4 protein-coding genes are annotated in these 9,151 nt (G+C 60.5%); all 4 read right to left on the reverse strand.

Going from position 1 to position 9,151, the window contains the following annotated elements; translation table 11 throughout:
- Positions 1-18: 18 nt before the first annotated feature.
- The gene (locus WA157_RS15210; RefSeq protein WP_422621769.1) at positions 19-3,927 is read right to left on the reverse strand and encodes a PLxRFG domain-containing protein; all 3,909 of its coding nucleotides are present in this window, start codon (positions 3,925-3,927) and stop codon (positions 19-21) included.
- The gene (locus WA157_RS15215; protein WP_422621770.1) at positions 3,873-6,395 is read right to left on the reverse strand and encodes a hypothetical protein; all 2,523 of its coding nucleotides are present in this window, start codon (positions 6,393-6,395) and stop codon (positions 3,873-3,875) included. The genes WA157_RS15210 and WA157_RS15215 overlap by 55 nt, the downstream gene beginning before the upstream one ends.
- 8 nt (positions 6,396-6,403) lie before the next feature.
- Positions 6,404-8,056 (reverse strand): hypothetical protein, encoded by a 1,653-nt coding sequence (locus WA157_RS15220; protein ID WP_422621771.1) that lies wholly within the window; start codon positions 8,054-8,056, stop codon positions 6,404-6,406.
- 23 nt (positions 8,057-8,079) lie between these two features.
- Positions 8,080-9,151, reverse strand: a 1,072-nt coding sequence (locus WA157_RS15225) for a tail fiber domain-containing protein (protein ID WP_422621772.1), incomplete at its 5' end; no start/stop codon positions are given.

The following is a 9,151-nucleotide window of genomic DNA, read 5'->3' on the forward strand; positions in this document are numbered from 1 at the left end:
AGCGTCACAAGTGACACGTCACATTGCATCAGCATGCGCCTGCGCCAACTCCCGGCGCATCTGTGCCCGCATCGCTTTGGGTGCTGTATCGGCAACGCGCTGATCCTTGGGCTTGCGCATTTCCATCACACGCTTCAATACGGCTGGCATGTTGACCTTCATGCGCTGGTCCGGGTTCTTTTCATTCCAATCCTGCATCCTGGCGCGCGCCGCATTGATCTGATCTTGATCCTTCTCAAAGATGCCTTTGGCCCACTCAGATTGAATCTCTGAAGCGGTCTGCACGTAGAAGTTCTTGGCCTTCTGGTTGATATAGTTGGAATCCTGCACGTTGGCCACGGTCTCAGGCTGGAATCCAATCGACTTCAATGCAGCTTCCAGCATCGTGGTGTCGAGAACCTTGTAGCCCTTGGCGTCGCGGTACATGCCGGTGCTGGCCATATCCGCACCCTTGGCCGCATTGCGAACCGCCACCGGTGACATGGCCAGCGCCGCGCCGCCCACATCGCCGCCCAGCAATTTTCCGCTGGCGTCGAATGCACGCTTGGCCAAGTCTCCAGCCGGTCCCACCAGTTCCCCCAGGTCGCTGGCATGGCTGCTTTTGGACTGGAACAAGCCAGTTCCGGGGATGACGTTGCCCATGCCCAGCCGACCGGTCACATCCAGCGGCATACCCGGCAGGCCGGAAACCCCGCGGTCAATGAAGTCGGCGCCGGTCTTGCCGAACAAGTCCTCCAGGAACTGCTGCTTGGCCTTCTTGGTACTGATGTTGTAGCCCAGTCGCTGCAGCAAGCCGTCAATCAGGTCGGTGATGTCCTCCATGAACGGCAGGCCTCCGGCGCCGCCCATCAGCATCATGACGGCCAAGGCCAGCACAACCGCCTTCTTGCCCTCGGGTCCGCCTTGGGTCGCCATACGGCTCAACAACTCCAAGTAGGCGATCGAGTACGTTTTGAACGTCATCAAGGTGCCACCGATGGCGCCGCGGCCGAACTTCATCTTGTTGGCCTTCGAGTTTCCTGTGACAAAGATCGCGCCATTTCTCCGGGCAATCCAGGTCCCGGACTCGGTTTCTGGGCACCATACGCCATCTTCGACAAAGGTAACTTCCTTATGAAGCTGTTTGACCATCGTGCGCTTGGTGTTTTTGTGCAGATACAAATGAGCCACTTTGCCAGATTCCGCATCCCTGGATGGGTACAGAGTGGCGTTCTGGCCTAGCATAGCAGCCATGGCTTGCATGACGTGCAGGCTCTGCTCGATCTTTTGACCAATGCACCATCCACCATCCTGGACGAGAGTACCGTCGCCTTTTGAAAATGCGTCCACCACTTCGCGCATTTCGCTGGCCGCCATGGTTCGCACCATGCTCCATGCCAGCAGCTTGTCGGGCATCAGCTTTCGCACAGCGTCGGACAACGGGCGCTTCAGGGTGAAGATCACCATCTCGCCGCCCTTGATCGTAAACCTGCGGTAGTGGCCTCCAAGGCGTTGCAGCAGCGCCTCGATTTCGGCCACGTATTCAGGGTTATGCTTCAGCGACTGCGTGAGTCGAACATTGGTGCGTGCCGTGCAGTTCCTGAACTTCGCGTAGTTGCCTTCGGCGGCAATCCACCCAAGAAGGGCGGCCATGTCGTCGCCGATGCTGGCGGGGCGGTCAATCGGAGCGTTCGGAACGCGCATCAACTGGTGGCCTCCTTTCAGGTCCACCGTCTTGCGTTTGAGTGGCCGTCCCCATTTCATCATCCGGCTGTCGTAGTTCTGCACCACAGAGTCGTGGCCGTCAGTCACCACCATCGAGAAATTGGTCGCGTTGCTGAACTGCGTGACTTGGTGACGACCGGGGAAGTGATGGACATCGACCAGTGGCGTTTCAATGGCCTTCCCAGTGGCATCGATGCCCACCAGCACCGCACCCGGCTGGATATCGTTGCGCTTCTTCCAGCCGTCGGTGGTCAGGCACTCGGTTTCGCCGTCAACGCAGTAGATGAACTGGGTTTCGTTCACCGCGCGCTCTGCGAATTCTGCAGGATCTTTCATTTTCTGCGCCTGCGCCACCCGGTAGGCCGCAATGAAGGTCGAGCGCCGGTTCAGTTGCTCGGCCATGCCGAACACCTTACCCCAGCCCAGCGACAGTTTGGAGATCGCGTTGCTGGCGGCTGCCAGGGCGTCCCCGGTGCGCGTGCCGTCGCCCGACTTGAGCGTGCTCGCCCCGCGCGCCTGTGCCATCAACTGATGGACCTCCTGAGGCGAGACAATTCCGTTCTCTTCGGCGTGCTTCAAGGCTTTGGCCAGGTCAGGCGACCAAACCGTGTCCCTGGCGGCCATGTCCTTCATCGCGCGCAGCAGTTGGGCCCCGGATTGCTTGGCCCCGCCAAACTGGCTCAGCCAGGGGAAGGTCACCGCAAAGGGCTGCGTCATGTTGACAAAGGCTGACGAGATCGAGCCGCCCAGGTACTGCGCAAACAGCAGGCCGCGCACCGCTTGAGCTTCCTCCTGAGGGTTATTGATGTAGTCGGCCAGAGCGATCGCGGCGTCCTTCAACTCGCCCTGGTTCTTGGGGATGTTGTTGACCGCCTCGCCCAGCGTGCCCATGTGCAGCGCGGCAGATGTTTGGCGCGCGTTGCTGTAGACGAAGCTGGCCAGCACCCGGCCGGCGTCCTCGCTGAAACCGGCAATTCCCTTGCGGTGGATCATCCGGCGCATGGCGCTGCGGTTGGTCTTGGTCAGCTTGAGGTAGGTCTGGAATGCCTTGTCGCTCTCGGAGTCCCCGGTAGAGTCCAGCCCCAGCATGTTGCCGAACAGTTCCAGGCTCTCCGGCGTGATGCCGGCGAACAGCTTGAACTCGGACTCGGACAGGGTGCCCTGACCCACGGCCGCCGTGCCGTATTCCATGCGCATCTTGGCCGCCATCTTGTTGGATTCGCGCTCGGTATCGAACAGGCTGAAATACTGGCGCTCGCCATTCACCACCACATCGACCGTGTATTTGCCGAAGCGCGACAGTGGCGCGTAGCCCTGCGCCTTGAGTTTTTTCACCTTATCGGCCCGGTCGATCATGCCGCCGGCCGCCGCCGTCAGGTCGTCGGCGCGCTCGGGCATCAGGTCACGCTGGCTGTGCAGGTAGTCACGCAGCAGCACCGCAGCCTCGTCGGCATCCTTGGCGTCCATGACCTGATCGCTCAGCATGGCTACATCCTTACCACCGAAGCGCAGTAGATCGGCCTTGGCAAGATTGTCCAGGCTCTTGTCGACCGTGGATCTGAACTCGCGGTACAACTTGATCTGCTCGGGCGTCAGGTTGAACTGTGATTTCAGCTCGGCATCGGTCCAGACCACCCCCGCCGTCAGGAAGGAAGTCTCGAAGCGGTTGCGCACGGCACGGGTGTAAATGTCGAGCGGACTGGCCTTCCAGCGCTTCAACTCGTTCTCGGTCACGATGCGTTTTTTCAGCAGCATCTGCGCCTTGGCCTCGTCGTCCAGCTTGGCGTAAGTGGATTCCAGCTCATCCATGCGCACCGGCTTTCCAGACTCGTCGCGGGCCCAGCTCAGGGTGCCCTCGAAGATCGGCGCGCTCACCGCTTTGTTGTCGGTTGCCGTGATTGGGCTCTTGGCCAGGTCCACCCACTTTTCCAGCTTGGGTAGGATATTGGGCGCCATGTCGGCTGCCTCGGTGGCGTAGTACGAGACGTCATCAATGAAGCCCTGCGCCGCCTGAAACACCGGCTTGAACTCAGGCGAGCGCTCGGCCAAGTTGTTCATGGTACCAAAGCTCTTGTGCCACCAGTTCAACTTACCCGGATGGCTGAAAGTCTCATTCAGCTTGTCGGTGGCATGCCGGGTGTAGCCGGCGATGGTGGTCTTGCGACCGTTTACGGCTGCATCGAGTCCGCTGGTGAGTGCATCACCGAGATTGCGGCTGAACATGGAGCCGCCATAGTAGCTTCATTATCATGAGATACGGGAGCTTTAGGCTGATTTTGTGAGTTTTCGGCAGAGAAAGCTGGATTCTCTTCCCGCTTGAGCGCATCGAAGCCCAGGCGAGCAAATCGTGCCAGTTGCGCGGCGCCTGCTTTGGCTTGATTTACGCGGCCCGGACCGGCTCCCGAGGTGCCTGCCCCCATCCCATCGAGTCCTTCGTCCTTGCGGTATTTTCCAAACAGAACCTGCAGTTTCGCGCTATCGTTTCCATCCAGTGAATCAAGCAACTTTTGCCAGTCGTTTTGCACGCCAGCGCTGTAAATGTCCTTTCCGAACATGGGACTGGCTACCTTGTAGGCTTGCGCCTTGAGTTCTGCGAAACTCTGGTTTGGCGCTAACCCAGCGGCTTCCACGGCAGCGGTTCCGGCTCCGGGTAGTCCTTCGGTGGCGGCTGCATTGCCTGCCACTGCTGGCGGCGTTGTTCCCGTCGCCTGAGCTGGCGCGGGCTGGGCTGCTGGCGTTGGGTCTTGGACATGGCTGGCCCCCTCTACTGTGGCGGCACTGTCACCGGCATCCACCACAGCGTGATCCGGTTCACCGCGTCCACCAGGTGCGCCGGGCAGACTTCCTGCTCCGTCAGTTCCTGGTACTGGCTCTGCCAGTGAATTTGTCCCGCTTCCAGTGGGCTGATGGCCTGCTCCTGCATCGGCTCCCTGATCCACGGCGGCAGTTGCATCAGTTGTCCCATGGTGGGCATCCTTTCGTCGGGCAACAAAACCGTCAAACACCGGCACGACCATCCAGTCCTTGCCTTCCATGGTGACGCGCCGCTGCGCCGCCATGCGGGTCGCGTAGGGCTTGCCCAGGCCGTTGAGGATGTCGCCGTCCTGGGTGCCGGTGTACTGGATTCCGCCATCGACTACCGGCTGGTTGCTGAACAGGATCGCGCGTTTGTCCTCGGGCGACATCGCGGCTTCGGCTATCGGTCCCGTGGTGATCGGATTGACGGCGCTGTCCTGCTGCTGGGCTTGCTGTTCCGCTTGCTGCTCTTGTGCAGCGACTTCCTCGTCATAGGCCGCCTGATCGGCGGCGCTGGCCTCGTTGCGCTGGATTTCCTGCGTGGTGCCGGTGTTGACGGCGATGGCGGCAGCGCTGGACAAGGGGCCGTCCGCCGGGTCGATGCCCATGGCCTGCGCGGGAGTAGCGGGTTGTGGCGCCAGTCCCATGACCTTGGCGCGCGCCGCCGGTTGCTGCTCGGGCGGCAGGCTGTTGATGTACGTGTCAATCTCTGATTTCCGGGCCACCGTTCCGTCCGCGAAGGACAGGTAGGGGTCGGGTGTATTCCCGATTTGAAGGGCAGGTGATGCGGGCGGCGGGACTGCCGTATCCATGTCGGCATTGGCGGCACGCGACAACGGCCCGACTTCTTCCACCTTGCGTGAATGAAACGATGCACCGGCACCACCAAGAATGCCGCCGACCGCGCCCACGCCCATGGAGTCGATGATGTCGCGGGTTCCCTTCTCGTCGGCAATCGGCTGCCCGGCACCGTAGTGCTCGATGGCGGTCTGCACACCCTCGGTGCCACTCTCGCGCACCATGCCGGCCGGAACCTCTCGCACCGCGCGGCCCAGCATTTCACTGCCCAGCACGGTCGGCGGTTTCGCCGCCCCTTGGCCAACACGACTGCCGCGAAAGACGCGATTGGCCGTGATCGCATCGGCGGCGGTATCAACGCCAGCCGCCGCCAGCGCAGAAGCGCCGACCCGGAATTTGTCGCCGCCGTCCAAGGTGCGGCCCTGGCTTGCCGCCTCATCTACCGCATCCGGGTAGATCGATCCCAGTTCCATGTTCAGGTTCTGGCCGCCGGCACCCACCACCGCGCCACGCACGGCCATCTTGGCGGCATAGGATTTTGCGGCTGTTGCAGCTGCTGCCGTCGCCACTTCCTGCGTGGCGCCCTTGGCGATGAACTCGGCCGCCGTGCGTTCGGCTGCTGCCTTGACACCCTGCGTGGCCAGCATCTTTCCGCCCAGCGCCCCCAGTCCACCGGTGGCAATGCCTTGCAGCGCCTGTCCCGCCACGTAGCCGGTGGCATTCTTGAGGAAGTCCGACCAGCTGGTTTTACCATCCCAGGCATCGGTTATGGAGGCTGCATCGCCCTGGTGGGCGGCCTGCACTTCCTCGCTGCTTTTCTTGGCATAGTCAAGCAGCTTGTCGCGGGTTTTATCAGCGCCCACCACGTCGGCGACATAGGCGGCGCTGCCTGCGGCCAGGCCGGGCACTTCGGCGAAGGACCGGTTGAAGCCGGAGCGAAGCTGGCCGGGTGCATTTGGGTTGGCGATTGGCGGTGGCGGAAGACTGTCAAGATGATCCAGATAGTCGTTCAAAGAACTACCCGTAGATGAAGTTCTTCCCGGCTGGCTATCGGGTAGTTGATCCAGGTAGCCGTTGAGGTCAGAGGTAGTCGACATGGCGGTGCTCAGTACGTTTTATAGTTTTGATTGAACTGAATGGCCTGCTCGATTTGTGGCAGTCGGCTTCGTAGGTAGAGGTCGCGGCTCTCGGGCGACATCTGATTGGCGTTGCTGATCAGTTGGTCCCTGGCGTTCTTGGCCTGTAGCCATTGCTCATAGCTGGGGGCGGGCGCCTGAACACCTCGGGTTGCCAGGGCCGGTGCGCTGGGCGCCAGCGTCGGTGCCGAAGCCACCGGCGCGGAGCCGCGCGTGGCGGCGATTGCTCTCGGGGTGGGCGCTACGGGCCGGCCAGAGCCCCGGGGCAGTCGGGCTATTTCGTTGTTGAGGGCGTTAATATCGTCGCTGGCGCGTGGATCGCCAGCGGCCATACGGTCCTGCGCACTCTTGAGTTCTGCCGCCAGGATCACGGGGCGATCACTGTCATTGGCCTGCTGCTGTTGCGGCGTCACGCGGGTGCTGCTGGCTGCAGGCGCTGGCTGGCTTGACTTGAAACTGGCCGCTTCCCTGATGATGCCTTTCACCGCCTGATCTACTGTCAACGTAGAATTTTTGTCAGCAGCGCGAGCTTGGTCAACTCGTGCCTGTGCAGCATTCTTCAGTTTGACAATTGTGGACGTTGCATACTCAACCGCCTCATTTGGTGCCATATCGCCACCAGCACGAGCTGCATTAAAGGTTTTCAGGTAGGCCGAGCGTAGATCGCCGGATTCAATATCCTTGCCCAACTCGGAATTTGGAAGTGACACTACCGATTTATCAATCTTTGCGGCAGCATCCCATTGTTTATCGTCGAAATGGTCTGATTTTTTAGGAACATTGCTCTTGTCCTTGGTTCCGCCGGGAGCCAAAGCTGCGGCCCAGGCGTTTTCCTTGTTGGCACTGGCCGCGCGCAATGCCGCTTCGCTAGTCTCCTTATCGGCTGCCAGTTTGTTGGTGATGTCATGCTGGGCCTGAATGCGTTTCTGTTCTGGTGTCATGGCCCCTACCAGTGCATTCTTTGCCAACTCCAAACCCTGTGGGGTATTTGGGAAAGTTCGCTGGGTTGGTGTCAATGTACCGTCCGGGTTGACCACATTGAATGTCTGTACAGCGCCATCAGGACTGACGACATATTTCCCTTTGAATGATCCATTCTGATTGTTTGCCGGGGAGTCTGATATGTACTTCCCAACATGCTCAAAAGATGGCAGGGCCTGAATGCTCCTGGCGGTTATGCTTTCGGCCAGCGTCTGCTCTTCGCTGGTGGCCTTGGCTGTTTCGCTGCGAAGTTTTTGCGCGCCGGCGAAGTCTCCGATGCCCTGCATGGCGGCGATCTGACGCGCCTGCGTTCCCTGCGACGTGTTCTGTTGCGTTGCGGCAGTCTCGGCCAGCCCGCGCGTGGCAAAGTCCTTGGCGCCGAAGCCATTGCCGACCCGGTAGCCGATGGAATCAGGCTCCTGACCGGCGGGTGTCGAGGCGTACTGCGCTTCTGTCGGTGGGCCCTGCTCGGGTGTTACTTCAACCGGTGCGCCGGCGGCGCGCAGCGTGGCATTGTTGGCCTGGTTCTGATCGAAGGTGACCTTCTGCATTTCGAAGGCGCCTTGCTGGCGCTTTTCCTGCGCTGCCTGGCGGTCTTGTTCAAGCTTCTTGTCCTTGCCACCGAGGTAGCCGGCGCCCATGCCGGCCAGAAAAGCCATTGTGCTCATTTCTTTTCTCCTGCTTTGATTTTTCCGCCTTGAATCATCTTGGCGAGATTTGTCACCCTCTTGTCGAGAGCCTGAATTGATTTCATTGCAATGCCGTTCATCGTTACCGGGTTGAGGGTTTTCCCGCCCGGGGCCGCTTCTTCGCCCATGGTCTCATTGACCTTTTGCGCCATGGGTCCCACGTTTTCGCCAGCCGAGTCCGCAGGCATGGGGATGCCGTTCGCCGCCAGCTTGGAAGGCGAGTATTTCCATTTCTTCACCGGCGTCGCCCTCATGGCTGAAAGCGCTTCCTCGTCGCTGATAGGTTTGATGTCTGATTTGACGCCCTCATCTGAAATCCAATCGCTGATGGCGTTGCTTCCCGCTTCTGATCCGGCCCATGATCCAGCTACATTCCCGAGTGATCCCCAAAGGGCATTACTTGAATTCGCTGCTGTCTGATTGGCCTGATTGGTCGTTTGAGCCACATTGTTGTAGAGGTTTCCAAGTCCCAAACTGGCATTGGATGCCGCGCTATAGCCGGATTGCACAGCTCCGACACCTGAGTTGACAGCATTCAATCCATTGAGTGAAGTTCCTGATGCACTGTTTCCTGCGTAAGTTGCTGCTTGCGAACTTGCTGCTGCCGCAGTAGGAAGACCCCTACCAAGCCCGGCTGCATCCATCTGCATGGCGTGGCCGACCGATTCCACGCCTTTGCGCGCATTGAAGGCGGCGCCCGCGTTGGAGGTGGCCTGATTGACACCTTGCCCCTGCATGACCGACATGGCGCGCGTGCTGCCCGGATCAATGCCGTTGGCGGCCAGTTGCTGCGCCGTGGCCTTGTTGGCGGCGCCAAACGCCATATTGGTGTCGGCTATGGCCGCATCGGCCGCTGCCTGGCGCTTCTCGGGCGTGTCATAGGCAGTCGCATCGGCAACAATCTTTTGCTCAAGAGGCCTGAATGCAGAGAGTCTTTTGCCTGGCGGTCGCGGGCTAAAGAGCTGAATCAAAACTGGGGCGGCCGTTCCGCGAACGGTAGGCAAAAGATCCCGTTGGACTAAGCCGCCACTCGAGACGGTGGCGTGC

The sequence above is a fragment of the Rhodoferax ferrireducens genome (assembly GCF_049302455.1).
In the GTDB taxonomy this organism is placed as follows: domain Bacteria; phylum Pseudomonadota; class Gammaproteobacteria; order Burkholderiales; family Burkholderiaceae_C; genus Rhodoferax; species Rhodoferax ferrireducens_B.